The organism is Cupriavidus sp. FW305-26 (assembly GCF_058787975.1).
On sequence record NZ_JBYTAH010000019.1, the window covers coordinates 24,280 to 50,820 of the forward strand.

The 26,541-nt window shown below is 68.9% G+C and carries 23 protein-coding genes; 12 read left to right on the top strand and 11 right to left on the bottom strand.

The genetic code is table 11. The annotated features are described in order from the left end of the window. Positions 1 to 58: 58 nt before the first annotated feature. Genes AC3WQZ_RS13125 through AC3WQZ_RS13135 form a run of 3 tightly spaced genes read right to left on the bottom strand, consistent with a single transcriptional unit; the run spans position 59 to position 2,981 of the window. A complete protein-coding gene (locus tag AC3WQZ_RS13125) occupies positions 59 to 1,504 on the bottom strand; it encodes a LutB/LldF family L-lactate oxidation iron-sulfur protein (RefSeq protein WP_010814062.1) in 1,446 nt (481 codons plus the stop codon). Then, positions 1,501 to 2,202 (bottom strand): LutC/YkgG family protein, encoded by a 702-nt coding sequence (locus AC3WQZ_RS13130; RefSeq protein ID WP_010814061.1) that lies wholly within the window; start codon positions 2,200 to 2,202, stop codon positions 1,501 to 1,503. Before AC3WQZ_RS13130 ends, AC3WQZ_RS13125 begins: the two co-directional genes overlap by 4 nt. Further along, a complete protein-coding gene (locus AC3WQZ_RS13135) occupies positions 2,199 to 2,981 on the bottom strand; it encodes a (Fe-S)-binding protein (RefSeq protein ID WP_492300697.1) in 783 nt (260 codons plus the stop codon). Before AC3WQZ_RS13135 ends, AC3WQZ_RS13130 begins: the two co-directional genes overlap by 4 nt. Positions 2,982 to 3,107: 126 nt before the next feature. On the opposite strand from AC3WQZ_RS13135, the gene AC3WQZ_RS13140 reads away from it, so the two are divergent. Further along, positions 3,108 to 3,833, top strand: coding sequence for a FadR/GntR family transcriptional regulator (locus AC3WQZ_RS13140; protein WP_013951801.1), 726 nt, complete (start codon positions 3,108 to 3,110; stop codon positions 3,831 to 3,833). Between the two features lie 45 nt (positions 3,834 to 3,878). On the opposite strand, the gene AC3WQZ_RS13145 is transcribed toward AC3WQZ_RS13140, so the two are convergent. Continuing rightward, positions 3,879 to 4,916 (bottom strand): AI-2E family transporter, encoded by a 1,038-nt coding sequence (locus tag AC3WQZ_RS13145; RefSeq protein ID WP_010814058.1) that lies wholly within the window; start codon positions 4,914 to 4,916, stop codon positions 3,879 to 3,881. Between the two features lie 204 nt (positions 4,917 to 5,120). On the opposite strand from AC3WQZ_RS13145, the gene AC3WQZ_RS13150 reads away from it, so the two are divergent. Both AC3WQZ_RS13150 and eutC read left to right on the top strand, forming a co-directional pair. Then, positions 5,121 to 6,503 (top strand): ethanolamine ammonia-lyase subunit EutB, encoded by a 1,383-nt coding sequence (locus AC3WQZ_RS13150; RefSeq protein WP_010814057.1) that lies wholly within the window; start codon positions 5,121 to 5,123, stop codon positions 6,501 to 6,503. A 10-nt stretch (positions 6,504 to 6,513) separates the two neighbouring features. Further along, a complete protein-coding gene (eutC, locus tag AC3WQZ_RS13155) occupies positions 6,514 to 7,299 on the top strand; it encodes an ethanolamine ammonia-lyase subunit EutC (protein WP_010814056.1) in 786 nt (261 codons plus the stop codon). Positions 7,300 to 7,398: 99 nt separating this feature from the next. Here the strand turns inward: eutC and AC3WQZ_RS13160 are convergent, their stop codons facing one another. Next, positions 7,399 to 7,872, bottom strand: coding sequence for an aminoacyl-tRNA deacylase (locus tag AC3WQZ_RS13160; RefSeq protein ID WP_010814055.1), 474 nt, complete (start codon positions 7,870 to 7,872; stop codon positions 7,399 to 7,401). 82 nt (positions 7,873 to 7,954) lie between these two features. After that, a complete protein-coding gene (locus AC3WQZ_RS13165; protein ID WP_010814054.1) occupies positions 7,955 to 8,884 on the bottom strand; it encodes a LysR family transcriptional regulator in 930 nt (309 codons plus the stop codon). A 504-nt stretch (positions 8,885 to 9,388) separates the two neighbouring features. Between AC3WQZ_RS13165 and AC3WQZ_RS13170 the strand changes: the two genes are divergently transcribed. Further along, positions 9,389 to 9,727: a hypothetical protein gene (locus tag AC3WQZ_RS13170; protein ID WP_051398545.1), complete on the top strand. Its 339-nt coding sequence runs from the start codon at positions 9,389 to 9,391 to the stop codon at positions 9,725 to 9,727. A gap of 23 nt (positions 9,728 to 9,750) precedes the next feature. On the opposite strand, the gene AC3WQZ_RS13175 is transcribed toward AC3WQZ_RS13170, so the two are convergent. Next, positions 9,751 to 10,500: an SDR family oxidoreductase gene (locus AC3WQZ_RS13175; protein ID WP_492300701.1), complete on the bottom strand. Its 750-nt coding sequence runs from the start codon at positions 10,498 to 10,500 to the stop codon at positions 9,751 to 9,753. Positions 10,501 to 10,761: 261 nt separating this feature from the next. On the opposite strand from AC3WQZ_RS13175, the gene AC3WQZ_RS13180 reads away from it, so the two are divergent. Next, positions 10,762 to 11,532 (top strand): ferredoxin--NADP reductase, encoded by a 771-nt coding sequence (locus tag AC3WQZ_RS13180; protein ID WP_010814051.1) that lies wholly within the window; start codon positions 10,762 to 10,764, stop codon positions 11,530 to 11,532. A 72-nt stretch (positions 11,533 to 11,604) separates the two neighbouring features. Here the strand turns inward: AC3WQZ_RS13180 and fumC are convergent, their stop codons facing one another. Beyond that, positions 11,605 to 13,011 (bottom strand): class II fumarate hydratase, encoded by a 1,407-nt coding sequence (gene fumC, locus AC3WQZ_RS13185; RefSeq protein WP_010814050.1) that lies wholly within the window; start codon positions 13,009 to 13,011, stop codon positions 11,605 to 11,607. Positions 13,012 to 13,145: 134 nt separating this feature from the next. Here fumC and AC3WQZ_RS13190 point away from each other — a divergent pair, with 134 nt between their 5' ends. Beyond that, on the top strand, positions 13,146 to 14,036 hold the full coding sequence (locus AC3WQZ_RS13190) for a LysR family transcriptional regulator (protein WP_010814049.1): 891 nt from the start codon (positions 13,146 to 13,148) through the stop codon (positions 14,034 to 14,036). Here the strand turns inward: AC3WQZ_RS13190 and AC3WQZ_RS13195 are convergent. After that, positions 14,033 to 14,383, bottom strand: a complete 351-nt coding sequence (locus AC3WQZ_RS13195; protein ID WP_010814048.1) for a four-helix bundle copper-binding protein — start codon at positions 14,381 to 14,383, stop codon at positions 14,033 to 14,035. The genes AC3WQZ_RS13190 and AC3WQZ_RS13195 overlap by 4 nt on opposite strands. Before the next feature lie 324 nt (positions 14,384 to 14,707). On the opposite strand from AC3WQZ_RS13195, the gene AC3WQZ_RS13200 reads away from it, so the two are divergent. After that, entirely contained in the window at positions 14,708 to 15,082 is a 375-nt protein-coding gene (locus AC3WQZ_RS13200) for a hypothetical protein (protein ID WP_010814047.1), read from the top strand. 18 nt (positions 15,083 to 15,100) lie between these two features. Here AC3WQZ_RS13200 and AC3WQZ_RS13205 read toward each other — a convergent pair whose 3' ends face one another. After that, complete coding sequence (locus AC3WQZ_RS13205; protein WP_010814046.1) at positions 15,101 to 17,092, bottom strand: sensor domain-containing diguanylate cyclase; 1,992 nt, start codon at positions 17,090 to 17,092, stop codon at positions 15,101 to 15,103. A 224-nt stretch (positions 17,093 to 17,316) separates the two neighbouring features. Between AC3WQZ_RS13205 and AC3WQZ_RS13210 the strand changes: the two genes are divergently transcribed. The 4 genes from AC3WQZ_RS13210 (at position 17,317) to AC3WQZ_RS13225 (ending at position 24,646) form a co-directional block, all read left to right on the top strand. After that, positions 17,317 to 20,574: a bifunctional diguanylate cyclase/phosphodiesterase gene (locus tag AC3WQZ_RS13210; protein ID WP_058697754.1), complete on the top strand. Its 3,258-nt coding sequence runs from the start codon at positions 17,317 to 17,319 to the stop codon at positions 20,572 to 20,574. Between the two features lie 163 nt (positions 20,575 to 20,737). After that, a complete protein-coding gene (locus AC3WQZ_RS13215) occupies positions 20,738 to 21,832 on the top strand; it encodes a putative 2-aminoethylphosphonate ABC transporter ATP-binding protein (RefSeq protein ID WP_058697755.1) in 1,095 nt (364 codons plus the stop codon). Continuing rightward, on the top strand, positions 21,829 to 23,556 hold the full coding sequence (locus AC3WQZ_RS13220) for a putative 2-aminoethylphosphonate ABC transporter permease subunit (RefSeq protein ID WP_037025812.1): 1,728 nt from the start codon (positions 21,829 to 21,831) through the stop codon (positions 23,554 to 23,556). Before AC3WQZ_RS13215 ends, AC3WQZ_RS13220 begins: the two co-directional genes overlap by 4 nt. A 61-nt stretch (positions 23,557 to 23,617) precedes the next feature. Then, on the top strand, positions 23,618 to 24,646 hold the full coding sequence (locus AC3WQZ_RS13225) for a putative 2-aminoethylphosphonate ABC transporter substrate-binding protein (RefSeq protein WP_011616355.1): 1,029 nt from the start codon (positions 23,618 to 23,620) through the stop codon (positions 24,644 to 24,646). Between the two features lie 82 nt (positions 24,647 to 24,728). Here AC3WQZ_RS13225 and AC3WQZ_RS13230 read toward each other — a convergent pair whose 3' ends face one another. Beyond that, on the bottom strand, positions 24,729 to 25,052 hold the full coding sequence (locus AC3WQZ_RS13230; RefSeq protein WP_011616356.1) for a PadR family transcriptional regulator: 324 nt from the start codon (positions 25,050 to 25,052) through the stop codon (positions 24,729 to 24,731). Positions 25,053 to 25,571: 519 nt separating this feature from the next. On the opposite strand from AC3WQZ_RS13230, the gene AC3WQZ_RS13235 reads away from it, so the two are divergent. Next, positions 25,572 to 26,501 carry a DMT family transporter gene (locus AC3WQZ_RS13235; RefSeq protein WP_492293393.1) on the top strand — a complete coding sequence of 310 codons (930 nt, stop codon included), beginning with the start codon at positions 25,572 to 25,574 and terminating at the stop codon, positions 26,499 to 26,501. The last annotated feature ends 40 nt before the right edge of the window (positions 26,502 to 26,541 follow it).

Consider the following 26,541-nt stretch of genomic DNA (forward strand, 5'->3'; position numbering starts at 1 on the left):
CTTTGTTTTGTTGGTGAACACAGCCGCGAGCGGTTCCGCTCGCGCCCGTGATGACGGATTACTCCGGCTGCCCCTTCTCCTTCAGCAAGTCCGCCAGGCTCTTCGCCGCCGGCTTCAGCGGCGTGCGGTGCTGCGTCCATCCCATCTGCTTCGACGGCGTCAGCGCGCGCAGCCGCGTGGCGGCCCAGCGGAACAGCCGGTACGTCGCCGGGTGCGAATACGCGCCGCTCCAGAAACGCCACACCAGGTGCTCGCCGCGGCTGTACTTGGCGCCTTGGCCGCGCAGCGGGTTGACGACCTGCTCTGCGGGATCACGGTTGGCCTCGGTGCGCAGGCGCACCAGCAATTGCGGAATCGGAATGCGCACCGGGCAAACTTCGCCGCAGGCGCCGCACAGGCTCGAGGCGGTGGCCAGGTCGGCGGTGGCGTCCAGCCCCAGCAGGTGCGGCGAGATGATCTTGCCGATGGGGCCGGGATAGGTCGTGCCGTAGGCGTGGCCGCCGATGCGCGTGTAGACCGGGCAGTGGTTCATGCATGCGCCGCAGCGGATGCATTGCAGCGTGGCGCGCAGCTGCGTGTCGGCATAGGCCTGGGTGCGGCCGTTGTCGAGCAGCACCAGGTGGACCTCGCGCGGGCCGTCGCGCTCGCCGGCGCGGCGCGGCCCGGAGATCAGGTTGAAGTAGGTGGTGATGGCCTGCCCGGTGGCCGAGCGCGTCAGCAGCGTGGACAGCGGCACGATATGCTCCAGCCGGGCCACGACCTTCTCCATGCCCATGATGGCGATATGCACGTCGGGCACGGTGGTGGAAAGCCGGCCGTTGCCTTCGTTCTCCACCAGCCACAGCGTGCCGGTGTCCGCGGCTGCGAAGTTCACGCCGGACAAGCCGATATCCGCTTCGACAAAGGCCTGGCGCAGCGCACGGCGGCCGGTCTGGATCAGCGCGTCGACATCCTCGGTATAGGGCGTGTCGGGGATATGCGCCTGGAACAGCTGCGCGATATCGCCCTTGGTCTTGTGGATCGCCGGCATCACGATATGCGAGGGCTTTTCGCCGGCCAGCTGGACGATGTACTCGCCCATGTCCGACTCGATGCAGTCCACGCCGCGCTCGGCCAGGTAATGGTTCAGCTCGATCTCCTCGCTGGCCATCGACTTGCCCTTGATCACGCGCTGCGCCTGCTTCGATGCCGCGATGCGGTGGATGATCGCGTTGGCTTCGTCGGCGTTCTCGGCCCAGTGCACCTGCACGCCGGCGGCGGTGAGCTTTGCCTCCAGCTGCACCAGCAGGTCCGGCAGGTTGGCCAGCGCGTGCTGGCGCACCGCCTCGCCCAGGTCGCGCAAGCGTTCCAGCTCATCCGCGTCGGGGAACTGCGCCAGGCGCTTGCCCTGCAGGAAGTCCATCGCGCCGCGGAAACTCTGGCGCAGCTTGGGATCGTCCAGCGCTTCGCGGGCGCGTGCCTTGAAGTCCTGCGGCGGAACAAAATTCAGTGCGTGCTGGCTCATTGCCCGGCCTCCGCAGTGTCGGTCTCGATCACGACCCACAGCCGGCGCGGACCATGCGCGCCGTAGGCCAGCGTCTGCTGGATGTCGGAGGTCTTGGAGGGGCCGGAGATCAGCACCAGGTTGGCCGGCATGCCGTCGGACCAGCGCTCGGTGCGCACGGCCATATGCAGGTCGGCGTGCAGCGTCGAGGCGCGCACCAGCGCGACATGCAGCGGCGGCACCAGCGACACCGTGCGTGGCGAGCCCGCATCGGGCGCGACCACCAGCGTGCCGGTGGCGGCAATGCCGGAGCGCGCCACGGTGAAGCCGGCATCGATGGTGTCGAACAGCTCCGCCTTCCACGCTTCGATCGGGCGGTCGTAGCCGATGGCTTCGATGTGGGCCGGCAAGGCGGCCGCCAGTGCGGCACCGGCCTGGCTGGCGGGATCAAGCAGCAGGCGCTTCACGCCGGCATTGGCCAGCTCAGTGGCCAGCAATGCCGGCCAGGCCGCTTCGCTGGCGCACCAGACCTCGGCATGCAGCCCTTGCAGTGCCGCCTGCATCGCGCCGGCCAGTTCGCCAACGGCTGGCGTGCCATGGCGGCGTGCCTCGAAATGGCCGTCGATGCGGCGGTCGAGTTCCGCGGTGCCTGGGGACGGTGCAGGCGCGGCGGCGCGCAGCCGGCCGAGCATGCGTTCGCGGGCGCCGGGCGTGCTCATGCGGCACCTCCGCTACGGCGCCACAGGAAGGTGGCCAGGTGCTCCACCTGCAGCGGGGCGCGGTCATGCGCCGCGGTATGGCCGATATTGAGCAGGCAGCCGCAGTCGGCCGAGACCAGCCGGTCGCAGCCGGTGGCGCAGGCCGAGGCCACCTTGTCGCGCACCATGGCGCCGGAGATATCGGGATGCTTGAGCGAGAAGGTGCCGCCGAAGCCGCAGCATTCTGATTCGCGTTCATGCTCCACGCGGGTCACGCCCGGCAGCGCGTCGACCAGGGCCACGCCGTGCTGGCGCGTACCCATTTCTCGACGGGCGCCGCACGAGGTATGCAGCACGATGCGCTCCTGCGCCTGGCCCGCCGCTGCGGCATCGCCAAAGTCCACCTTCAGCACATGCAGCAGGAATTCGACCAGTTCATAGATGCGTCCGGCCAGTTCCAGTGCCTTGGGGCCGGCCACCGGATCGTCGGCAAAGAGCTGCGGCCAGTGGTGGCGCATCATGCCCGCGCATGAGCCCGATGGCACGATCACCGGCCAGGGCTGGCTGAACAGGTCGAGTTGGGCGCGCGCCACCGCACGGGCCGCGTCGGGGTTGCCGCTGCTGTAGGCGGGCTGGCCGCAGCAACTCTGGCCGCGCGGGAAGTGCACGGTGAGCCCTTCGCGTTCAAGCAACCGCACGGCGTCGAGGCCGGCCTGCGGCACGAACATGTCGACCAGGCAGGTGGCAAACAGGTAGGCCTGCGTGGGGGCAGGGCCGGTGGGGTACTGACGATCCTTCATGTCTCGCTCCGGACGTGCTGGGGTCGCACGTTTCGGCGCATAATTCCCGCTTCCGCGCGGCGGTACAAATTGGTTGGACCAATCTGCCCGACGACGCGCGCAAGCTCAGGAGCGAGGACACACGGCATGACGGCAGCGGCAGCAAGGCACGGGCGCACCCGCGGACGCGTGGAGTCGGTCATGCGCCGGATCGAGACCGCGCTGCTCGACGGCACCTGGCCGCCCGGCACGCGGCTGCCGGCCGAGCGGGTGCTGGCCGGGCAATACGAGGTGGCGCGCAACACCGTGCGCGAGGCGATCCAGCGCCTGGCCGCGCGCGGCCTGCTGCAGAGCCGGCGCGGTGCCGGGGTCTACGCCACCGACCAGCTGCGCGCCGGCATTGCCTCGCCCTGGGGCCAGCTGGTGGCCGACCACCCCGCGCTGCGCGACGACATCCTGGAGTTCCGCCGCGTGCTGGAGGGCGCGACCGCGTATTTTGCGGCGCTGCGCGCGGATGCCGCTGACGTGAAGCGGATCCGCGCCCTGATGGCCGAGCTGGAACGCGCGCGCGCCGCCGACGACAAGCAGGCAGAGGCCGATGCCGATGCGCAGCTGCACGACGCCATTGCCCAGGCCTCGCACAACACCATGTTCCTGCACCTGCATACCAGCGTGATCGGCATGCTGCGCGAGCACATCACCATCAATGGCACCGGCCTGCGCGAACAGGACGACGGCGCGTCAGACCTGTTGCTGCTGCAGCATCGCACGCTGTGCGATGCGATTTGCGCGCGCCGCCCGGAAGAGGCGCGCACCGCCATGCAGACCCATATCGACTTCGTGCGCAGCCGGGTGGAGCAGGACGGCGCCTGAGCAGGCATTGGTCCTACCACCGCCGCGGCGAGCCGGCTGCGGCACTCAGATCAGTCCGGCGCCGGCCAGCTCCCGCTTCAGGTAGGCATAGAAGATAGGTCCGGCGATCACGCCCGGGATGCCGAACAGCGTTTCCATCAACAGCATCACCATCAGCAGTTCCCACGCCGCGGCCTGGATGCGCGCACCGATGATGCGCGCGTTCAGGAAGTACTCCAGCTTGTGGATCACCACCAGGAACACCAGCGACGCCACCGCGATCGGCAGCGACACCGACAGCGAGGCCACCACGATGGCCGTATTGGAAATCAGGTTGCCCAGCACCGGCAGCAGCCCGGCAACGAAGGTGATCACCACCAGCGTCTTGGTCAGCGGCAGGTGCACACCAAAGAGCGGCAGCATCAGCAGCAGGTAGATCGCCGTCAGCACGGTGTTGATGGTGGAGATCTGGATCTGCGCGAAGATGAACTGCGAGAACGCCTGCTGCAGCGTGCGTGCGCGCGCCACCAGCGCCGCGGCCAGCGGCCGGCGATTGGGCCGAACCACCGCGCGGTACAGCGCCACCATCGCGCCGATCACCAGCCCGATCAGGATATGCACCAGCGTGCGCAGCACCTCGGCGCCCAGCTTCTGCGCCATCGCGGCATGCTCGCGCAGCGTCTCGATCAGCGTGTTGGCCAGCTCGTCCACGCCCTTGGGCAGCGCATCGCTAAGCCACGGCGGCATCTGCCCGCGCGAGCGGTCGATGATGTCGGCCACATGGTTGAGCAGCCCGTCCAGGGTATTGCCTTCGCCACTGACAAAGCGCACCAGCAGCCAGCCCGCCAGCGTCAGCCCCAGCAGGATCAGCGCCGACAGGATGGCCACGGCCAGGGCGTCGTGGCGCTGGTGCAGGCGCTGCAGGCGCGGCGCCAGCACGTCCACCAGCGAGTACAGCAGCAGGCCGGACAGCAATGCCGCCACCAGGTTGGCGTGGAGCACGGTCCACAGCGCCAGGGCGGTCAGCAGGTAGGCGACGGTGCCGACGCTGTACCACGCGGCCGGCAGCAGGCGCGGGGTGGCGGTCGGGTCTGGGTCTTTCATCGGGGTCTCCGGCATGCAATTTGCTCAAAATTTATTCTGGATTCTCGCCGATCCAGATGTTGTTCCTGAGTCAGGCCGTGTGCGCTGAGGCGATGTTGGCATCACGGCACACGCAAAGGCTGTCTATATTAGGGGGAATCGCGCCCGGCAAGGCGCCCGGCGCACCGCTGTCATCGTTTTCTCCAGAGTCCAGGAACGGAACGCATGGCCTACACCCACACCATCGGTACCCACCGCCACGTCTTTGCCGACCTGCGCACGCTACTGGCCCGGGCCAGCCCGGCGCGTTCCGGCGACGCGCTGGCGGGCGTTGCCGCGGCCAGCGAGCAGGAGCGGATGGCCGCGCGGCTGGCGCTGGCCGAGGTGCCGCTCAAGCAGTTCCTGACCGAGGCGCTGGTGCCGTACGAGGACGACGAGGTCACGCGCCTGATCCTGGACCGGCACGATGGCGCGGCCTTTGCCGCCATCGGCGCCACTACCGTGGGCGACCTGCGCAACTGGCTGCTGCTGCATGAAACCGACAGCGCCATGCTGGCGCGGGTGGCGCCGGGCATCACCCCGGAGATGGCCGCCGCGGTCAGCAAGCTGATGCGCAACCAGGACCTGGTGGCGGTGGCGCGCAAGTGCCAGGTGGTGACGCGCTTTCGCAGCACGGTGGGGCTGCCGGGCCGGCTCTCGGTGCGGCTGCAGCCCAACCACCCGACCGACGATCCCAAGGGCATTGCCGCGTCGATCATCGACGGGCTGCTCTATGGCTGCGGCGATGCCACCATCGGCGTCAACCCGGCTTCGGACAACCTGGGCGCCATTGTCTCGCTGCTGCGCATGATCGACGAGCTGCGCAGCCGCTTCGACATCCCCACGCAATCCTGCGTGCTGACCCACGTCACCAATACCCTGCGCGCGATCGGGCAGGGCGCGCCGGTGGATCTGGTGTTCCAGTCGGTGGCCGGCAGCGAGCGCGCCAATGCGGCCTTCGGCATCAGCCTGGCGCTGCTGGCCGAGGCGCACGACGCCGCGCAGGCGCTGGCGCGCGGCACCGTTGGCGACAACCTGATGTACTTCGAGACCGGGCAGGGCAGCGCGCTGTCGGCCAATGCGCACCACGGCGTCGACCAGCAGACCATGGAGGCGCGCGCCTACGCGGTGGCGCGCGCGTTCGCGCCGCTGCTGGTCAATACGGTGGTGGGCTTTATCGGTCCCGAATACCTGTACGACGGCAAGCAGATCATCCGCGCCGGTCTGGAAGACCACTTCTGCGGCAAGCTGATGGGGGTGCCGATGGGCTGCGACGTCTGCTACACCAACCATGCCGAGGCCGACCAGGACGACATGGACACGCTGCTGACGCTGTTCGGCGTGGCCGGAATCAATTTCATCATGGGCGTGCCCGGCGCCGACGACATCATGCTCAACTACCAGAGCACTTCGTTCCACGATGCGCTGTACCTGCGCGAGGTGCTGGGGCTGCGCCCCGCGCCGGAGTTCGAGGCCTGGCTGCAGCGCATGGGCATTGCCGATGCCAGCGGCAGGCTGCTCGAGCCCGCCGCGCGCCAGCCGCTGCTGCAGATGGCCCACAGCCTGTAAGGTACAGCCGATGACGGCCAGACGCCCGCCTCCCGCCGATCCTGCCAACACCGATGCCGATCCCTGGCAACGCCTGCGCCAGTTCACGCGCGCGCGTGTAGCGCTGGGCCGTACCGGCCACAGCCAGACCACCGATGCGGTGCTGGCCTTCGGGCTGGCCCATGCGCAGGCGCGCGATGCGGTGCACCTGCCGCTGGACGTGGGCGCGGTCACCGCGGCGCTGGATGCGGCGGGGGTGCCGAACCTTGCCGTGCACAGCGCCGCGCCGGACCGCGCGCACTACCTGCGGCGCCCAGACCTGGGCCGGCGCCTGGACGATGCCAGCCGCGCGCGGCTGGCCGCGGCACGCCCTGGCGAGGCGCCCGATGTGGTGTTCGTGGTTGCCGACGGTCTGTCCGCGCTGGCCACGCAGACGCACGCGCTGCCGTTGCTCGATGCCACCCGCCCGCGCCTGCCGCTGACATGGCGCATCGGCCCGGTGGTGGTGGCCGAGCAGTCGCGCGTGGCGTTGGGCGACGAGATCGGCGAGCTGCTGGGCGCGCGCCAGGTGGTGATGCTGATCGGCGAACGGCCGGGCCTGAGTTCGCCCGACAGCCTTGGCATCTACCTGACCCATGCGCCGCGCACGGGCCGCACCGATGCCGAGCGCAACTGCATCTCCAACGTGCGCCCCGAAGGCCTGCCGTATGCGCAGGCCGCCGACCGGCTGGCCTTCCTGCTGCGCGGCGCGGCGGCTTTGGGCCGCTCGGGCGTGGACCTGAAGGACGACAGCGTGCCGGCGTTGCCTGAAGGCTGAAGCGTCTCCCTCGCTCACCCGCCCGCCAGCAGCAAAACGGCCACCACGCGGGTTAGCAACCCGCGTGGCGGCCGTCCAGTGGCCAATAAAAGGCGCCGCTTACATCATGCGGCGCGAAAACTGCCCGTGCCCAGCGTCCGACATCAACTTCGAGAACTGCTCGCCGCTCATGTGCACCAGTTCCTGGTGGTCGCCGCCTTCGAAATACACGTCGGGCTGCGCCATCAGGCTGTCGTCCACATAGGTCTGCATGCCGTAGGCCATCGCCACCGGCGGGATCGCGCCGAGGTCGCAATCCTTGAAGATCTCGCGGATCTCGTCCTCATGCGCCAGCACCAGGTTGCGCCCGGTCTGTTCGCAGATGGCGGCCATGTGCAGATGGTGGCTTGAAGGAATCACGGCAGCCACATAGCCGCGGTCATCCTCCAGCAACAGCGTCTTGGCCAGCCGGTCCCCGGGAACATGCGCTGCCTCGGCAGTGGCCATGCTGCTGAGGGTATAAGGGTGGCGGATGATGTCGTACTGGGTGTTCTTGCTGCTCAGGCAGCTTGCAAGCGTGCTAGCCAGGGCCATGGTAGCTCCTCAGGTGCGGATGCGCCGACGGTTATCCTTGTGCTCCTACTATAGTCCGTGGCGACCGCTGCCGGAGGCACCGCTAGCGGTGCAGCCGCGGCCACACTGCCTGCAGTTCGGTCTTCAGGAAGTTCAGCAGGTAGCGCGTCGCCAGCGTCTGGTAGCGGTTGGGCATGGTCAGCATGTAGAGCTTGCTGCCGAACACGCTGATGCGGTAGTCGCACAGCAGCGGCACCAGGGCGCCGCTGTCCAGTTCCGCGCCGATCGCATAGATCGGGAAGATGCCGATGCCCAGGCCCGCCAGCACCGCCTCTTTCAGGAAGGCAAAGTTCTCGGAGGTGAGCGTTGGCTCCAGCACCACCTGCTCACGGATCTCACCGCCGTCGCCGCCGCCACTGTGCCGGATGCCCGTTGCCTTGAGCTTCTGCCCCTCGGGCGACGCGCACACGAACGCATGCCCCTGCAGCTCGGACAGCGCTTGCGGCGCCAGGTGGCCGGCCAGGTAGGCTGGCGACGCGCACACGATCCAGTCGACTTCGCCGATCTCGGTGGCGACCACTGAATCCGGCGGGGTGGAGATGATGCGCAGGGCCACTTCGACGTCCTCGGACACCAGGTTGTGCACACGGTTGTCGAAGACCACGTCGAGCGTGATGTCGGGATAGCGCTGCTTGAACAGCACCAGCAGCGGCGACAGCAGTGAATGGCCCAGGCCAGTAGGCACCGAGAGCCGCACATGGCCCTTCAGGCTCTTGCCCATATTGCTGATCAGCGCATTGGCGGCGGCTACCTCGCCCAGGATGTTGCGGCCGTGCTCGTACAAGCCGGCACCGACCGGAGTCGGCTCGACATGGCGCGTGGTCCGGCGCAGCAGCTGCACGCCCAGCTCTTCTTCGAGCGCCTTGAGCCGGTAGCTGACATTGGCGCGCGTCATCTTGAGCTTGCGCGCGGCCGCGCTCAGGTTGCCCGCATCGACGATGTCGACGAACAGGCGCAGGGCGTTCAGGTCCATGGGGTGATCAACGAAAGAGGGGGGCGATTACGGCCCCCGTATATTGCCATGCTCTTGGCGGCGTCCCGCGGCATAGCACCGCGGGGTGCGCATCAATGCTCGTGATGCAGGTATCTGGTCTGGCGCGGCATTGCTGCAGGATCACCACCACCAGCACCGCCAGCAACTGGCCGCCGATCAGCGTGGGGGAAGGCCGGGCGGAAGCCCGCCGGTCTGGGGCGTGAACTGGCGCGCACGGCGGCGCATTTGCCATCGAAGCGTAGCCGATCCGCCGGACCTGCCCACCCCTTGATCGTGCTGCGATGCAGCATGGACCGGCCGGGTCGACGCAGCCATCGGGGTTTGCGCGCGATTGTCCATGTGGCTGGACACTGAATCTGGCTGCGGCCCGTCTGGCGCCCAAACGCAACAGGGTATTGCGTGCGCTGCGGCTTGCACTGTGCGCGGGGATGGGCAATGATGCGAGCCGGACCTTCAACTGGCCTACTGCGCCCCCCGTTTGCCATGCACCGCTCGTTGCGTCGATGGCTGTGCCTGCCTTTGCTCTTTGCCGGCGCCAGCGCCCCTGCCCAGGACCTGGTCGAATGCAAGCGGATCGAGCACGACCAGCTGATCACCGCCTCGCAGGAAACGCTGCTGTTCCTGCGCTGCCGTGCGCGCCAGGTCGCGTATGAAGCGCCGCGCCTGAAGGGTGTTTCGCAGCGCGTAAAGGACGACCTGGTGTTCGCCTGCCTGGACCAGGCCGACGCCGTAGAGCACCAGCTGCGCGTGCGCCACGGCTACTCGCGCGACACGCTGGCGCGCCAGCGCTGCGAACTATCCTTGCCGGCGCCCGGGGGCTGACTTCTGCCCCGGCGGGCAACGGCTCAGGCAAAGCCCCCGTTCACCCGCACCACCTGCGCATTGATCCACGCCCCATCCGGCCCGGCCAGGAACGACACTGCCGCGGCAATGTCCTCGGGCGTGCCCAGCCGCTCCAGCGGCGCCACTTTGGACAGCTGCGCCACCTGCTCTTCCGATTTGCCATCGAGGAACAGCTCGGTCGCGACCGGCCCCGGCGCCACCGCGTTGGCGGTGATGCCGCGCCCGCGCAGCTCGTTGGCCAGGACCCGCACCAGCCCTTCCACGCCTGCCTTGGCCGCGATATAGGGACCGTAACCGGGGAAGGAACGCGCGATCACGCTGGTCGACAGCGCGATGATGCGTCCGCCCTGGCCCAGCCGTGCGGCGGCCTCGCCCAGCACCAGGAAAGCGCCGCGCAGGTTGGTGGCGATGGTCTGGTCGAAGGCGTCCAGGCTGGCGGGCGCGACCGACGCCATCTGCATGATGCCGGCGCTGTTGACGACCACGTCGAGCCGGCCGAAGGCCTGCTGCGCGGTGTCGAACAGGCGTGCCACGTCTGGCGCCTGCGCCACCTCGCCCTGGATGGCGATGGCATTGCTGCCGGCCTCGCGCGCCGCCGCCACCGTCTCTTCGGCCCGGGCGGCGCTGCCGGCGTAGCCAATGGCCACGTCGAAGCCGTCGGCGGCCAGCCGCAGCGCGATGGCGCGGCCGATGCCGCGGGAGGCGCCGGTGACGAGCGCGGCGCGGCGGGAGATAGCTGGGGTGGAGGTCATGGCAGTTTCCTTGGGAGCAAAGGGAAGATGACCTCATGTTGGATGTTGGCTGTCTTTGGATAAATGTGTGGAAATCAAATTGATTAGACGGAATTTATCAACAATATCGGGCGTGCCGCATAGGCCGCACCGCATGCACATCCCGGAAATCCCGCGCTGGCGTTGCAGGCTCCGCCTGCGCCGCCCCCAAGCATGCGTTAAGATTCTTCCTTTCCAGCCGTCTTTGGCGCTGCATCCTGCCGCTGTATCCCGCGTTTCGCCATGAGCAACCTGAACCAGCAATCCATCCTCTCCGTCCATCACTGGACCGACACCCTTTTCAGCTTTACCTGCACGCGCGACCCTGGTTTTCGCTTTGAAAATGGCCAGTTCGCCATGGTCGGGCTGGAGGTGAACGGTCGCCCGCTGCTGCGCGCCTATAGCATTGCCAGTGCCAACTATGAGGAAACGCTGGAATTCTTCAGCATCAAGGTGCCCGACGGCCCGCTGACCTCGCGCCTGCAGCACCTGCGCGAGGGCGACCAGATCTTCGTCGGCAAGAAGCCGACCGGCACGCTGCTGGTGGACAACCTGCTGCCCGGCAAGACGCTGTGGCTGCTGGCCACCGGCACCGGCCTGGCGCCGTTCCTGTCGATCATCCGCGATCCGGAGGTCTACGAGCGCTACGACAAGGTCGTGCTGACCCACACCTGCCGCTTCGTTGAAGAACTGGCCTACCGCGAGCTGATCCAGGAACACCTGCCGCAGCACGAGCACCTGGGTGATCTGGTGCGCGAAAAGCTGGTGTACTTCCCGACCGTGACGCGCGAAGAGTTCGACAACCGCGGCCGCATCACCGACCTGATTGCCTCGGGCGAGCTGTTCGAGCGCCTGGGCGTGGAGCCGTTCTCGCTGGAGAACGACCGCATCATGCTGTGCGGCAGCCCTGACATGCTCAAGGACGTCCGCGCCATCCTGGAAGAGCGCGGCTTTGCCGAAGGCAATATGAGCCATCCCGGCCATTTCGTGCTGGAAAAGGCCTTCGTCGGCTAAGGCCGGCCTGCCCCGGCGCGGATCGGTTCCGTGCCGGGGCGCACCCCTGCTGTACCCCCGCTATACCTCCCGCTACACCTCCCGCGTCATCCCCTTCAGGTCGATCCACTCGGCAAACTGCGCCTCAGTGACATGCCCGGACGCGATCGCCGCCTCGCGCAGCGACAGGTTGCGCTTGACCGCCAGCTTGGCGATCTCCGCGGCCTTGTCGTAGCCGATATGCGGATTGAGCGCGGTCACCGGCATCAGCGAACGCTCCAGCAGTTCGGCGATGCGTTCGCGGTCGGCCTCGACGCCTTCGACCATATGCTCGGCAAAGCTCGACGCGGCCCCTGCCAGCAGGCTCACCGACTGCAGCAGGCTGTAGATGATCACTGGCTTGTAGGCGTTCAGCTCAAGCGTGCCCAGCCCGTTGGCCAGCGTCACCGTGGTGTGGTTGCCGATCACGCGGCAGCACACCATCGCCAGTGCCTCGGCCTGGGTCGGGTTGACCTTGCCCGGCATGATCGATGAGCCTGGCTCGTTGGCCGGCAGCACCAGCTCGGCAAAGCCGGCGCGCGGGCCTGAGCCCAGCAGCATGAAGTCGCGCGCGATCTTCAGGAACGACGAGGCCGTGGTGCTGAGCGCGCCGGACAGGTCGGCCAGCGCATCGTGCGAGGCCTGCAGCGCATAGCGGTTGGGCGCGGGCTCGAACGGCAGGCCCGTGTAGTCGGCCAGCGCGCGCGCGAAGGCCGCGGCGAAGCCGTGCGGGGCGTTCAGGCCGGTGCCCACCGCGGTGCCGCCCTGTGCCACCGGCATCGCGCGCAGCATGGCCTGCTGCAGGCGCGACTGCGCATCGGCCACCTGCGTCATGTAGCCCGAGAACTCCTGCCCCAGCGTCAGCGGCACCGCATCCTGCAGGTGGGTGCGGCCGACCTTGACGATATCGGCAAAGGCTTCCACCTTGCGCGCGAAGGTCTGCTGCAGCTGCTCCAGCGCCGGCAGCAGTTGCTGCTGAATCGCGCGCGTGGCGGCGATATGCATCGCGGTGGGGAAGCTGTCGTTGGAGGACTGGCTGGCGTTGACGTGGTCGTTGGGATGCACCGGCGTCTTGCTGCCGACCTTGCCGCCCAGCAACTGAATCGCGCGGTTCGCGATGACCTCGTTCAGGTTCATGTTGGTCTGCGTGCCGGATCCGGTCTGCCAGACCGACAGCGGGAACTCGTCGGGCCAGCGGCCTTCGATGACTTCGGTCGCGGCCTGTTCGATCGCGTGTGCCAGTTCGGGCTTGAGCACGCCAAGCTCGCCATTGGCGCGCGCCGCGCACAGCTTCAGGACGGCAAAGGCCTCGATCAGCGCCGGCGGCATTTTCTCGTTGCCGATGCGGAAGTTCTGGCGCGAGCGCTCGGTCTGCGCGCCCCACAGGTGGTCGGCGGGCACGGGCACGTCGCCCAGGCTGTCTTTCTCGATGCGGGTGGCGGCGGTGGACGGGTCAGACATGGGCAGACTCCTATGCAAGGCAGCGGACGGTTGGACCGGGTGGCTTGGTGCAGTCCATTAGAATACCGCTTCACCGCGGCCGGCGCCCAGGCGCCCGCCGCCTTGCCTTGCCCTTAGCGACATCCCTCGGCCGCATGCTCATCGCCCAGCTCAAGTCCTTCTTCATGGTGGCCCGCATCGGCAGCGTCACGCAGGCCGCCAAGCGCCTGGGCCTGTCGCAGCCCACCATCACCGCGCAGATCCGCGCGCTGGAAGAAGCCTACGGGGTCGAGCTGTTCCACCGCGGCGGGCGCCGCCTGGCGCTGTCAGACGCGGGGCTGGCATTGCTGCCGCGCGTCGAGGCGCTGGTGCAGCAGGAAACCGAGATCGACTTCTTCCTGCGCCATTCGGGCGACCTGCGCACCGGCAGCCTGCGCGTGGGCGCGACCGCGCCCTACTATGTGCTGGAGCTGATCCGCGGCTTCAGCGAGCGCTTTCCCGCCATCGATGTCAGCGTGGTGACGGGCAATTCGCAGGAGGTGCTGGAAGCGCTGCAGGAATACCGCGTCGATATCGCCACCTCGTCGCAGCGGGTGGACGATGCGCGCCTGTCGCGCGTGCTGCTGGGCGTGGACCCGCTGATGCTGGTGGTGCATCGCACCCATGCGCTGGCCGGGCACACCGAAGTGGCCGTCAGTGCGCTGGCGGGCTGCCGCCTGCTGATGCGCGAGCTCGGGTCGACCACGCGCATCGCAACCGAAGACATGCTGGCGCAGGCGCGCGTGAGCCCCGCCGCGCAGATGGAGATCGGCAGCCGGGAGTCGATCCGCGAGGCGGTGATCCGCAACCTGGGCGTATCGGTGATCGCCCGGCACGAGGTGCCGAGCCATCCGGACCTGCGCGTGCTGGGCTTCACCGATGCCTCGCCCTGCCTGCACGAGTATCTCTACTGCCTGCGCGAGCGGCGCGGCGCCAGGCTGATCGATGCCTTCGTCGCACTGGCCGAGCCGCCGCAGGGGCGGCAGGAATCGGGCGCGGACCGCTAAGCCGTCATCTTCAGGCACTGCTCCATGCAGGCTGCGCAGGCGCGGGCGCATTCCTGGCAGTGCTCGTTGTCATGGTGCTCGCATTCCTCCTTGCACCACTTGCAGACTTCGGCGCAGTCTTCGCACACCAGCGTCGCGAACTCGCTGTTGCGCAGCATGTAGGACGCGGCCAGCTGGGCGATGCCGGCGCAATCCATGTCCAGCGCGATGCAGCGCGCCATCTTGCGCACGTCCTGTTCTTCCAGGCAGGCCGCGGCGCACTTGAGTGCGGCAGCGGATGCGGCATTGCAGGCGGCAATGCAGTCGGCGTAGCGGGCGGCGTTTTCCTGCACGGTGGGTCGGATCATGGAACGTCCTCCTTCGGGGGTAGGTGGATGGGGACCAGCATGCCCACGGTGGCGGAAGCGGCGCATCCGCACGCGCACGGGGCATCGTTATCCACAATAGCAGGCGCTGCCGGTTCCTGTCGGCCCGGTATTTGCTGCGCGCCGCTGGTTACAATGCCAACTGAGCGCAGCAGATCGGCGACGGCGCGCACGCAGCGCCGCCGTCACCTGCGACCATGGCCGGGCACCACCGGCCCGCATTGCGCATCTAACAGGCACGGGTCCGGCCGCACTGGCGGGGCCGATGCAAACACACACCGGCAGCACGGGGAAGGAAGGCACATCATGGGCGAGGCAAAACGGCGGGGAACCCCCGAGGAGCGTGCGGCACAGGCACGCGCAAAGATCGAGGCCTTGCGCCCCGCCCAGTTGGTCTGCGGGCACTGCAAGACCGCGTTCGCGCAATTCGACGCGCTCGACGTGCCGGGCCTGCCCGGCATCGATGCCGTGTTCGGCGGCGAATGCCCCGGCTGCGGCAACGACGTGGTGGTGTTCAAGGGCGCGCCCGATGCGGTGGCCCAGGCCATGATCGCGTGGGAGAAGATGCTGGGCGCCGATGCGCAGCTGGGCTACCAGTCCAGCGATGGCCGCCACGTGCCGTTCGAGCCCGAGGGGGCCGGCGGCGCGGCGTCGGACAAGCCCGGCGGCACTATCCACTGAGCCCCCGGCCGGGGCCGCCTACTGCGGGCTGAGCTCGCCCGCCAGTTCCGGCGGGCCGATCTCATAGCGCCCGCGGCCCGCGCCCTTGGCGCGGTATAGCAGCACGTCCGCCAGCCGCATCAGTTCGCGGTCCTGCGCCGGGCCGCCGTGGTAGAGCGCCACGCCGATGCTGACGTCAACGTCGGCGGATACGCCCTCGAAGTAGAAGGGCTCGTCCATCGCCTGCAGGATGGCCTGCGCCACGCGGCGTGCCGCGGCGGGCTGGGTCATGTCTTCGAGCACCACCGCGAACTCGTCGCCACCCAGCCTGGCGACGGTGTCGCGCTCGCGCACGCAGCGGCGCACGCGCTGGGCAAAGGTCTGCAGCAGCTGGTCGCCGGCGGCGTGGCCGTGGATATCGTTGACGGCCTTGAAGCGGTCCATGTCCAGGTACAGCAGGGCCATCAGCGTGCCATGCTCGCGGCTGCGCACCATCGCCGCATGCAGCTGGCCCTCGAAGGCGCTGCGGTTCATCAGCTGTGTCAGGTGGTCGGTGCGCGACATGCGCGCCAGGCGCTGCGTCTCCAGCTTGCGCTGCGTGATGTCTTGCACGTGGATATGCACGCCCACCACCTCGCTGCCGTCGGCGCTCCATTCCGGGCGCAGGCTGCTCTCCATGCAGTGGTATTCGGGGTCGCTGTCTTCGGTTTCGAAGGTCACCGCAGTGCCCGCCAGCGCGCGCTGCATGAAGGGCTGCACGCGCGCGTAGCGGGCCTCGCCCAGGATTTCGCGCACGTGCCTGCCGCGCAGTTCCTCCGGCTTCAGGCCGAAGACACGTTCGTAGGCCTGGTTGTTGAACACATAGCGCTCATCGGTGTCGATAAAGGCCAGCAGCGACGGCAGCGTGTCGGTCACCGCGCGCAGGCGCCGTTCGCTGCGGTCCAGCGCCTGGCGGCGCTCGCGCACGTCGCGCATCAGCTTGATGAAGGCGCGCGTCAGGTCGCCGATCTCGTCGCGCTGCTGCCGTGTCGGCAGCCGCTCGAACGCGGACAGATCGTTGGCGCTGGCCTGTACCACCTTGTGCAGGCGCGCCAGCGGCGCCAGCTGGCGCCGCACCGCCAGCCAGATCAGCAGGGCTACCGCCGCCATGGCCACCCCGGCCATGCCCAGGAAGCGCTGCTGCATCTGGTGCAGCGGTGCGTAGGCCTCGCGCGCGGGCAGCAGCGCCACCAGTTCCCAGCCGGTGCTCGACATCAGGTAGCGCGCGATCACCGGCCGCGCCGGCGTGAGGAATTCCAGCGGCGCGGGGCTGTCATCCTCGCCGCAGGTATCGGCCACGGCCAGCGCCGGCTGGCGCGCCTGCGCGGGATCGGGATGGCGGATATAGACCGGCTTGGGGCCGGCCGATACCAGGCAGTAGTAGCCGGTGGTGCCAAGGCGGTTGTGCAGGATCTCGACCAGGAAGTTGGCGCTGGACAGGTCCAGCCAGCCGCCCACCAGGCCGACGAAGGTCCGGTTCGGCGTCAGCACCGGCACCGCCACCATCACCCCCATCTGGCCGTTGGTGCGCGAGCGGATGGGCGGCGACACTACGGGCGCGAGCGAGCGGGCGGCCTCGCGGAAATAGCTGCGGTCGCCAATGTCCGCCCCGGCGCCGCGGTGGGTGACGATGTTGCCCTGCATGTCGGCGACCAGCAGCGCGTTGAACGCGGCCGGCACCGGGATCGCTGCGGACAGCGTATCCAGTGCCCGCTCGCGCGCCGCGGCGGCTTGCGCGCCCTGTGCCTGCACCAGCAGGCCGCTGAGTTGCGCAGCCTGGTGCGACAGCAGCACAATGCGGTCGTTCATGGCGGTGTCGAGCTGGTTGGCGGTCAGCTTGACGACGGAATCCTGCTGGACCTGCAGCGCATCGTGCAGGTCGCGGTGGGCATCGTACAGGGCGGTCAGTACGATGCCGGTGCCGAACACCGCGGCCAGCACGGTGGTGATGATCGCAATGCGCGCTTTCAGCGTGGGTGTGTAGACGGGCATGTAGGGCGCAGTTGGAGCACCAGTGGCGCAGACCGCGTACTTGGGGGCATCTCCGGTGCAACCCTACCATACCCCGCCATGGGGGGCATGCGGTCTTTCCCCCGAACGGGTCCATCCCCGGCGGGGGTGTGCGCGCTGCCCGTGCCACGGTATAGTCCCCCGTTAATGCGAAGGCACGTCCACGCAGACGGCATGCCCCTGCTGCATGCCGGAACTGATCGACCATGAGACTGACTTCGCTTTCCCCTGCCTTGTTGTCATTGCTGGTCGCGGCCGGCGGCGCGCTGTTGACGGCAGGGGCATGGCTGCAGGCGGAGCGGCTCGAGCGCCGCGAGGCGCAGCAGCATTTCGACGCGCTGCTGGGACAGGCCGGCAGCGCGCTGCGCGAGCGCATGCTGGAGAACGAACGCCTGCTGCGCGGCGTGGCCGCCGTGCTGACCGCCAACCCCGACACCTCGCGCACGCAGTGGCGCGACTATCTCTATACTGCCCAGCTCGACGACCTGCCCGCCGGCACCCAGTCGATCGGCTACGCGCCGCTCACGCCGTTGCAGCGGGTGCCGCGGCTGGTGCAGGCCGCCCGTGCCGACGGCCTTGCCGACTACGACATTCATCCCGGCGGCAAGCGCGACCTGTACGCACCGATCCTCTATATCGAACCGCTGGACGGGCGCAACACGCGCGCCGCCGGCTTTGACATGCTGTCCGAGCCGGCGCGCCGGGCGGCGCTGGAAGCCGCCCGCGACAGCGGCGAACCGCGGCTCACGCCCGGCCTGGCACTGGTCCGCGAAACCGAGGCGGCGCAGCACCAGCACGGCGCGCTGGTATTCCTGCCGGTCTACGCCGGCGAGGCGCCTGTCAGCACGGTGGCGCTGCGGCGCCAGGCGGTGCTTGGCTATGTCTACGTGTCGCTGCGCCTGGGCGACCTGATGCGCGCGGTCGGTGCCCCGGCGGCGGCGGAACTGGAGCTCTCGCTGCACGAGGGCTCCCCGGCCGCGCCCGGGCCGATGCTGTCCGGCGGGCCGACCGAGGGCGAGCGCCGCGAGGACGGCAGTGCGGCGCTGCTGCACGGCGAGCGCCAGTTCCAGTATGGCGGTGTCACCTGGACGCTGCGCGCCGCCACGCGCCCCGCCTTCGAAGCCGCGCATGGCCCGCGGCAGGCGTACCTGGCGCTGGCCGCGGGCACGCTGGCCACGCTGCTGCTGGCGTGGCTCACCCATGCGCTGGCACGCCAGGGCCGTGCCGCATGCCAGCGCGAAGCGCAGGCCGTGCATGCCTGGGAAGATGACAGCGCGATGCTGCAGGCGTGCCTGGCGCAGTCGGCCGACGGCTTTATCCTGATCGATGCGCAGGGCGTGGTGGTGCGCGCGAGCGAGCGGGCGGGACAACTGTTCGGCGCTGATCCGCAGCGGCTGGCCGGACGCAGCCTGGACACCCTGGTCCCCGGCGCCACCGGCGTTGTCCCCGGCGATGCCGCGCCGGGGTCCGAAGTCCACCGTGAACTGGCGGGCGTGCGCGCAGACGGCAGCCGCTTCACGCTGCGCGCCAGCGCCGCGCGCCTGCCTGCGGCCGACGGCGGCGCGGCGCACTGGCTGTGGGCGGTCACGGACCTGGAACCGGAACGGCGCGCCCAGCAGGCCGCCGCGGTGCAGGCCGCGCGCTATGCCGGGCTGCTCGACCATGCCGCCTTCTGCGTGATCACGTTCGATGAGGACGGGCTGATCACCGGCATCAACGCGGCTGGCCAGCGCATGCTCTGGTACAACGCCGCGGAACTGGTCGGCCACATGCACATGACCGGCCTGCATGTTGCCGACGAACTGGCCGACCATGCCCGCATGCTCAGTGGCGAACTGGGCGAGCCGGTGCCGCCGGGGCTGCCCGCCCTGGTGGCCAAGGCACGGCTTGCCCTGACCGACGAGCGCGAATGGACCTGGGTGCGCAAGGGCGGCTCGCGCATGCCGGTGCAGCTGGCGGTGTTCGCCCTGCCGGCGCCCATCGAGGCTCCAGCCGCTGACGCAGCGCCAGCTGGTCCCGCCGATGGTGCCGATCGTGCCGATGTGCCCCGGTCCGCGCCGTCGCCTGGCTACCAGGCCATCGGCTACGACCTGACCGAGCGCCTCCGCGTCGACGAGTACATCCGACACCTCGCGCTGCATGACCCGCTGACCGGCCTGCCCAACCGCGCCGAGCTGAGCGAGCGCGCGCAGGCGCTGCTGCTGTACGCGCGCAGCCACGGCGAGCGCGTGGCGCTGCTGCTGCTTGACCTGGACCATTTCAAGCACATCAACGACTCGCTCGGCCACCCCGTCGGCGACGACGTGCTGCGCACCATGGCCGACCGCCTCAAGGGCGCGGTACGACAGGGCGACCTGGTGGCGCGCATGGGCGGCGATGAATTCGGCGTGGTGCTGGGCGGCCTGCGCCACGACAGCGAAGCCGAGCTGATTGCCGCCAAGATCCAGGCGCGCGTCAATGAAGAACTGCAGGCCGGCGGCCAGCGCCTGCGCGTGACGCCATCGATCGGCATGGCGATCTACCCGGACGATGGCGATAGCCTGACCGAGCTGCTCAAGGCTGCCGATTCGGCCGTCTACGCGGCCAAGCACGACGGGCGCGCACAGTTGTGCCGCTTTGCCAGCGCCATGGCCGAGGCCTCGCTGGCGCGCTTCACCATCGAAGGGCTGCTGCGGCGCGCGCTCGCCGGCGATGAGTTCCGGCTGCGCTACCAGCCGATCGTCGATGCCGCGACCCTGGCTATAACCGGCGTCGAGGCGCTGATTACCTGGAACACCCCGGAACGCGGCGCCATGCAGCCGGCCGAGTTCATCCCCATCGCCGAGCAGAGCGGCCTGGTGGCGCCGCTGGGCGAATGGACCCTGGCCACCGCCTGCCGCGAAATCCAGGCCCTGCGCCAGGCGCTGGGCAGCGAGATCGAGGTCGCGGTCAATATCTCGCCGCTGCAGCTGCGCCAGGCCAACTTCCCCGATACCGTGGCGCACTGCCTGCAGCAGGCCGGCCTGCCGCCGCAGGGGCTGGTGATCGAAGTCACCGAAGGCATCCTGGTCGACGGCGGCGAGACCACCATCGAGACCTTCCGCCGGCTGCGCGAGCTGGGCGTGGGGCTGTCGATCGACGATTTCGGCACCGGCTACTCCGGGCTCAATTACCTGACCCGGCTGCCGATCAGCCGGCTCAAGATCGACAAGTCCTTTGTCGACGACGTGGCCACGCCCGGCCACGACCAGGCGGTGGCAGCGGCGATCATCGCGCTGGGCCACCAGCTGCACCTCAAGGTGATTGCCGAAGGGGTGGAGACGGCGGCGCAGTTCGAGTTCCTGCGGGCGCAGGGGTGCGACGGGCTGCAGGGGTTCCTGTTCAGCCAGGCGGTGCCGCAGCAGGTGCTGCGGGAGATCCTGGAACAGGGGATTCGGGTGCCGACCCCCACGTCTGCGGGCGCCACTGCGCTGCGCGAGTCATAATCGTCCAGGGGCACCATTCATAACTTGCCGGCGTGCCCGCGCCGCTGCCCCATCCCAAATCCCCCGATACCTCCATCGAAATACTTTGCCGATCTGCCACACGGCTGGCATCTGCGCTGCCTATGCTGGCGACCGATTCAATTGAGATTGCGGAGATTCGGTGATGCAGGCAGGCAAGTCCGGGGAGGGCCGGGCGTTCCTGGCGGTGGAGCAGGTCAGCAAGCGCTTTGGCAGCTTCGTGGCGCTGGACGGCGTGTCGATGTCGGTCGGGCAGGGCGAGCTGCTGTGCCTGCTGGGCCCGTCCGGGTGCGGCAAGACCACGCTGCTGCGCATCATCGCGGGACTTGAGCGCGAGGACGCAGGACGCATCCATGCCGGCGCGCGTGAACTGAGCGGGTTGCCGCCGCAGGCACGCGACTACGGCATCCTGTTCCAGTCCTATGCGCTGTTTCCCAACCTGACCGTGGCGCAGAACGTGGCCTATGGACTGCACGGGCGCGGCATGGGACGCACGCACCGCGACGCGCGCGTGGCCGAGATGCTCGACCTGGTCGGCCTGGCCGGCAGCGAGCGCAAGTTCCCGGGCCAGCTCTCCGGTGGCCAGCAGCAGCGCGTGGCGATGGCCCGCGCGCTGGCGCCGGCGCCTTCGCTGCTGCTGCTTGATGAGCCGATGTCGGCACTCGACGCCCGCGTGCGCGAACACCTGCGGCTGGAGCTGCGCCAGCTGCAGCGCAGGCTGAATATCACCACCGTGATGGTCACCCACGACCAGGAAGAGGCCATGACCATGGCCGACCGCATTGCCGTGATGGACGGCGGGCGCATCGTGCAGGCCGGCACTCCCGCCGAAATCTATGAGCAGCCGGCGTCGGCCTTTGTCGCCGGTTTTGTCGGGCAGGCCAACTGGCTGCCGGGGCGCAGCGTGCAGGCCGGGCGCTTCACCGTCGGCGAGGGCAGCCAGGCCGTCGATTTCCTGGTCGACTCGCCGCAGCCGGCGGCATCCGCCGGCCGGCTGTGCTGCCGCCCGGAAGCGGTGCGGCTGGACCCGGATCCTGCCGAGCCCAACCGGCTGCTGGCGCGCGTGGTCGACCAGACCTACCTCGGCAACCGCTACCGGCTGGCGCTGGATGCGGATCGCCTGCCGGGGCTGACCCTGTTTGCCGACGTGGCGCGCGAGGCGCGGCACCGGCTGCCCGACGCGGGCGGCCACAAGTTCTGGATTGCGCTGCCCGCGCAGGCGTTGCGGGTGTTTGCATGATGCGCGCGGTCACTGCCGTCCTGCCCGAGGCTACGCAGGCAGCATCGCCGCGCGGCACCGGCCTGGCCTCCCGGCTGGCGCACGGTGCCCCGGCCGCGATGAAGTGGCTCTGGCTGGCCGGGCTGGCCGTCGGCCTGCTGCTGCCGTTGCTGGCGCTGTTCCGCCAGGCGTGGTTCGATGCGGCGGGGCAATGGGCGCTGGGCGCGCGCATGGCGGCGCTGGTGACCAGCTCCAACTTCCTGCCGATGCTCGGCCGCAGCGTGGCGGTGTCGCTGGCGGTGGTGGCGCTGGTGGTGCCGCTGGCATTTGGCTTTGCCTATGCGCTGCAGCGTTCCTGCATCGCACTGCGGCCGCTGTGGCGCGGCATTGCGCTGCTGCCGCTGTTTGCGCCGTCGCTGCTGCCGGCGATCGCGCTGGTCTACCTGTTCGGCAACCAGGGCATCTTTCGCGGCGCCTTCGGGCCGGGCGGCATCTATGGCTTCTGGGGCATCGTGCTGGGCGAGGCCTTCTACACCTTCCCGCATGCGCTGATGGTGCTGGTGGCGACGTTGTCGCTGGCCGATGCGCGCCTCTATGAGGCGGCGCGCGCGATGGGCGCCAGCCCGTGGCGTACCTTCTGCACGGTCACGCTGCCGGGCGCGCGCCAGGGCCTGTTCGCCGCCGCCTGCCTGGTGCTGACGCTGGTGATCACGGACTTTGGCGTACCCAAGGTGGTGGGCGGCGGTTATCCGGTGCTGGCGCTGGAAGCGTACAAGGCGGTGGTCGGGCAGCAGCAGTTCGACCGCGGCGCGCTGATCGGCATGCTGCTGCTGGCGCCCGCGCTGCTGACCTTTGCCGTGGACATGGCAATGCAGCAGCGCCAGCGCACACAGATGGGCAGCCGCGCGCAGGTGTATGTGCCGGCGCCCGAGCGCGGCCGCGACGGCGCGTGCCTGCTGCTGGTGGCGCTGGTCAGTGCCGCGCTGCTGGCAGTGATCGCCACCGCGCTGGGCGCGTCGCTGGTCAAGCTGTGGCCGTACAACCTGGGCCTGACGCTGGCGCATTACGACTTCGACAATATGGACGGCGGCGGCTGGCTGGCCTACCGCAACAGCCTGAAGCTGTCGGCACTGACCGCGCTGGCGGGCACGGCGGCGATCTTCCTGGGCGCCTGGCTGACGCTGCGCACGCGCGGCCCGGCCTGGCTGCACGGCGTGCTGCGCGCGGGCTTCCTGTTGCCGATGGCGGTGCCGGGGCTGGTGCTGGGCCTGGGCTATGTGTTCTTCTTCAACGCGCCCGGCAATCCGCTGCACGCGCTGTACGGCACCATGGCGCTGCTGGTGCTGTGCAACGTGGCGCACTGCTACACCACCGGCCACCTGACCGCGGCCGCGGCGCTGCGCCAGCTCGACAACGAGTTCGAGGCCGCGGCGCTGTCGCTCGGGGTGGCGCCGCTGGTGACGTGCTGGCGCGTGACCGTGCCGGTGTGCCTGCCGGCACTGCTCGATATCTTCCGCTACCTCTTCGTGTCGTCGATGACCACGGTCTCGGCGGTGATTTTCCTGTACAGCCCCGACACCGTGCTGGCGGCGATCTCGGTGCTGAACATGGACGATGCCGGCGACACCGCGCCCGCTGCCGCGATGTCGACGCTGATCCTGCTGACCTCGGTGCTGGCGGCCCTGCTGCTGCACGCGGTCTCGGCCGGCTGGCTGCGCCGCGCACAACGCTGGCGCGCCGGCTGACCTTTGCCCGATTCGCCGTACCCCTGCATTCCGGAACACTCACCGAACCCAAGGAGAAACCATGTCCCGCATCACCAACCTTGTCGCGGCGCTTGCCGCCGCGGCCGCCCTGCCGATGCTGGCCGGCAACGCCAGCGCCGCCACCGTGCTGACGGTCTATACCGCGCTCGAAGCCGACCAGATCGCCGCCTACAAGTCCGCGTTCGAGAAGGTGCATCCCGATATCGAAATCAAGTGGGTGCGCGATTCCACCGGCATCGTCACCGCCAAGCTGCTGGCGGAAAGGGCCGCGCCGCGCGCCGATGCGGTGTGGGGCCTGGCCGGCTCCAGCCTGGCGATCCTGGACAAGGAAGGCATGCTCGACCCGTATGCGCCGAAGAACCTGGCCGCGATCGATGCCAAGTACCGCAGCCCGGCCAATCCGCCGGCATGGGTCGGCATGGACGTGTGGGGCGCGGCGATCTGCTTCAACACCGTAGAGGCGCAGAAGCAGGGCCTGCCCAAGCCGGCCTCGTGGGCCGACCTGACCAAGCCGATCTACGCGGGCAAGGTGGTGATGCCGCACCCGGCCTCGTCGGGCACGGGCTTCCTCGATGTCAGCGCCTGGCTGCAGATGATGGGCGAGCAGAAGGGCTGGCAGTACATGGATGCCCTGCACAAGAACATCGGCCTGTACACGCACTCGGGCTCCAAGCCGTGCAAGATGGCCGCGCAGGGCGAGTTCCCGATCGGCATTGCGTTCGAGTACCGTGCCATGAAGTCGAAGAAGGAAGGCGCGCCGATCGATATCGTGCTGCCGAGCGAAGGCCTGGGCTGGGACATCGAGGCCACCGCCATCGTCAAGGGCACCAGGAACCTGGACGCCGCGCGCAAGCTGGCTGACTTCTCGGCCTCGCGTGAAGCGATGGCGCTGTATGAGAAGAACTTTGCCGTGCTGGCCGTGCCCGGCATTGCCAGGCCCGACGCGCTGCTGCCCGCCGACTACGAGAAGCGCCTGATCAAGAACGACTTCCGCTGGGCGAGCGACAACCGCGACCGCATCCTGGCTGAATGGAGCAAGCGCTACGAAGGGAAGGCGGAGAAGAAGTAAGGCACACGGCGCGCCCGGCGGCGAGGAGATGGCCCGCAGAAACGGGTACGCTCCCCGCGCCGCGGCGGCCGCCCTGGCCGGATCAGGCCTGTTGCGGCACTTCGTCGGTGGCCGGCTGGCCGGCGTGCAGGCGGCGGTAGAGATCGTCGATGCGCTGGCGGCTGGCCTGGAGCTCTTCGCGGCCGCGCTCGGTCAGCAGGTAGACCCGGCCGATGCCGTCGCGCAGCACGCTTTCCAGATAGCCTTCCATTTGCAGGGCACGCAGCAACGGGCGCACTGAGCCGATATCGACCTGGAAGCCGTATTCCAGCAACATGTCGGCAAGCATGGCCACCGTAGCCGGGACTTCAAGCGCGAATTGCAGGACGTAGACGCGGGCCAGCAGGCCCAGGAACTGTCGTTTCATGTGGACTGGCAACGCGGCAGACGCCGCGCCGGTTGACGCAGGCGCCGTCCGGAACTCGGGGTTTGCAGGCCTTGTGATGCCTGTGGCGCGGCACCTGTCATCCTGCTGGACTGGCAGTGCTCATGCGCCGGGCAAGGCGCATTTTACCCGTTCGGACAAAAAAGAAGCCGCCAGGAGCCCTGGCGGCTTGTCGGGAATGCGTCGGAGGGGTCAATTAACTCTGGCGCAGACCAGAGTTTAATTTAATCGAAGGCGGCTTGTCACGCGCCGGTAACAGCCCCCCTCCAGCGTGGGGTGATGATGAAAGCTTTTGATTGGAAAAGTGACGAATTGGCGTGAGATTGTGCAGGGAGCGGCGCTCGAAAATGTCGTAAATCAGTCAACATCACCTAAATTCCTGGCGGAAAGCGGATCGCCATCGTGGCGACGGCGGGGCACAGGTCCGAATCCGGCTTGCGGCATGCGCTGCACAGGCGTCAAATCGCGGCAACCTCCAACCCGCGCCTCCCGGTTCCCCTGATGAAACCCGCCGATCTCGCCCGCTTGCTTGCCCTGGCCGCCATCTGGGGCGCCAGTTTCCTGTTTATCCGCGTCGGCGTGCCGGCGCTGGGACCGATGCCGACCGCGTTCGCCCGGGTGCTGATCGGCGCGCTCACGCTGGCGGCATGCCTGCCGCTGCTGAAGCTGCGCTGGGATATGCAGGGCAAATGGCCGGCGGTGCTGGCGCTGGGTGTGGTCAATTCCGGTATCCCGTTTGTCATGTACGCCATCGCCGCGCTGTGGCTGCCGGCCGGTTATTCGGCCGTGTTCAATGCCATGACCCCGCTGATGGGCGTGCTGATCGGCGCGCTGGCGTTTTCCGAACGGCTCACGCGCGCCAAGGCCCTGGGCGTGCTGCTGGGCGTGGCGGGCGTCGCGGTGCTGACCCGCACCGGACCGGTGGCGTTCTCAACCGACGTGCTGCTGGGCGCGCTGGCCTGCCTGGCGGCCACCGCCTGCTACGGCCTCTCCGGCTTTCTCGCGCGGCGCTGGATCACGCGGCGCGGCGGGCTAGACAGCCGGCTGGTCGCCGCCGGCAGCATGGTCGGTGCCACCGTGTTCCTGCTGCCCTTCTGCCTCGCCGCGCTGTGGCGCCACAACACGCTGCCCGCTGCCGGCGCCGGCGTGTGGGCGGCCATGCTGGGGCTGGGCGTGCTGTGCACGGCGCTGGCCTACATCCTGTATTACCGACTGATTGCCGAGCTGGGCCCGGTGCGCTCGCTGAGCGTCACCTTCCTGATCCCGCCGTTCGGCATCGTCTGGGGCGCGCTGTTCCTGGGCGAGGCACTGTCGTGGGCGCACGCGGCGGGTGGCGTGCTGATCGGGGTGGCGGTATGGCTGGTGTTGCGGCCGGTGACGGGGGTGGAGCACGGCGCCAGTCCGGCAGGTGGTGTAGCGGTCAAACGTTGAGCGCCTCTGGATAAGAATAAACTTATATTCATTGCCATAA

What these genes read in the sequence shown, in the direction of transcription:
- AC3WQZ_RS13230 (WP_011616356.1), bottom strand. Translation starts at nt 25,052, where the DNA reads ATGAAACGACAGTTCCTGGGCCTGCTGGCCCGCGTCTACGTCCTGCAA.
- AC3WQZ_RS13125 (WP_010814062.1), bottom strand. Translation starts at nt 1,504, where the DNA reads ATGAGCCAGCACGCACTGAATTTTGTTCCGCCGCAGGACTTCAAGGCA.
- AC3WQZ_RS13235 (WP_492293393.1), top strand. Translation starts at nt 25,572, where the DNA reads ATGAAACCCGCCGATCTCGCCCGCTTGCTTGCCCTGGCCGCCATCTGG.
- AC3WQZ_RS13195 (WP_010814048.1), bottom strand. Translation starts at nt 14,383, where the DNA reads ATGATCCGACCCACCGTGCAGGAAAACGCCGCCCGCTACGCCGACTGC.
- AC3WQZ_RS13150 (WP_010814057.1), top strand. Translation starts at nt 5,121, where the DNA reads ATGGCCTACACCCACACCATCGGTACCCACCGCCACGTCTTTGCCGAC.
- AC3WQZ_RS13205 (WP_010814046.1), bottom strand. Translation starts at nt 17,092, where the DNA reads ATGCCCGTCTACACACCCACGCTGAAAGCGCGCATTGCGATCATCACC.
- AC3WQZ_RS13145 (WP_010814058.1), bottom strand. Translation starts at nt 4,916, where the DNA reads ATGAAAGACCCAGACCCGACCGCCACCCCGCGCCTGCTGCCGGCCGCG.
- AC3WQZ_RS13210 (WP_058697754.1), top strand. Translation starts at nt 17,317, where the DNA reads ATGAGACTGACTTCGCTTTCCCCTGCCTTGTTGTCATTGCTGGTCGCG.
- AC3WQZ_RS13165 (WP_010814054.1), bottom strand. Translation starts at nt 8,884, where the DNA reads ATGGACCTGAACGCCCTGCGCCTGTTCGTCGACATCGTCGATGCGGGC.
- AC3WQZ_RS13130 (WP_010814061.1), bottom strand. Translation starts at nt 2,202, where the DNA reads ATGAGCACGCCCGGCGCCCGCGAACGCATGCTCGGCCGGCTGCGCGCC.
- AC3WQZ_RS13220 (WP_037025812.1), top strand. Translation starts at nt 21,829, where the DNA reads ATGATGCGCGCGGTCACTGCCGTCCTGCCCGAGGCTACGCAGGCAGCA.
- AC3WQZ_RS13190 (WP_010814049.1), top strand. Translation starts at nt 13,146, where the DNA reads ATGCTCATCGCCCAGCTCAAGTCCTTCTTCATGGTGGCCCGCATCGGC.
- AC3WQZ_RS13135 (WP_492300697.1), bottom strand. Translation starts at nt 2,981, where the DNA reads ATGAAGGATCGTCAGTACCCCACCGGCCCTGCCCCCACGCAGGCCTAC.
- eutC (WP_010814056.1), top strand. Translation starts at nt 6,514, where the DNA reads ATGACGGCCAGACGCCCGCCTCCCGCCGATCCTGCCAACACCGATGCC.
- AC3WQZ_RS13170 (WP_051398545.1), top strand. Translation starts at nt 9,389, where the DNA reads ATGCACCGCTCGTTGCGTCGATGGCTGTGCCTGCCTTTGCTCTTTGCC.
- AC3WQZ_RS13225 (WP_011616355.1), top strand. Translation starts at nt 23,618, where the DNA reads ATGTCCCGCATCACCAACCTTGTCGCGGCGCTTGCCGCCGCGGCCGCC.
- AC3WQZ_RS13175 (WP_492300701.1), bottom strand. Translation starts at nt 10,500, where the DNA reads ATGACCTCCACCCCAGCTATCTCCCGCCGCGCCGCGCTCGTCACCGGC.
- AC3WQZ_RS13200 (WP_010814047.1), top strand. Translation starts at nt 14,708, where the DNA reads ATGGGCGAGGCAAAACGGCGGGGAACCCCCGAGGAGCGTGCGGCACAG.
- AC3WQZ_RS13215 (WP_058697755.1), top strand. Translation starts at nt 20,738, where the DNA reads ATGCAGGCAGGCAAGTCCGGGGAGGGCCGGGCGTTCCTGGCGGTGGAG.
- AC3WQZ_RS13140 (WP_013951801.1), top strand. Translation starts at nt 3,108, where the DNA reads ATGACGGCAGCGGCAGCAAGGCACGGGCGCACCCGCGGACGCGTGGAG.
- AC3WQZ_RS13160 (WP_010814055.1), bottom strand. Translation starts at nt 7,872, where the DNA reads ATGGCCCTGGCTAGCACGCTTGCAAGCTGCCTGAGCAGCAAGAACACC.
- fumC (WP_010814050.1), bottom strand. Translation starts at nt 13,011, where the DNA reads ATGTCTGACCCGTCCACCGCCGCCACCCGCATCGAGAAAGACAGCCTG.
- AC3WQZ_RS13180 (WP_010814051.1), top strand. Translation starts at nt 10,762, where the DNA reads ATGAGCAACCTGAACCAGCAATCCATCCTCTCCGTCCATCACTGGACC.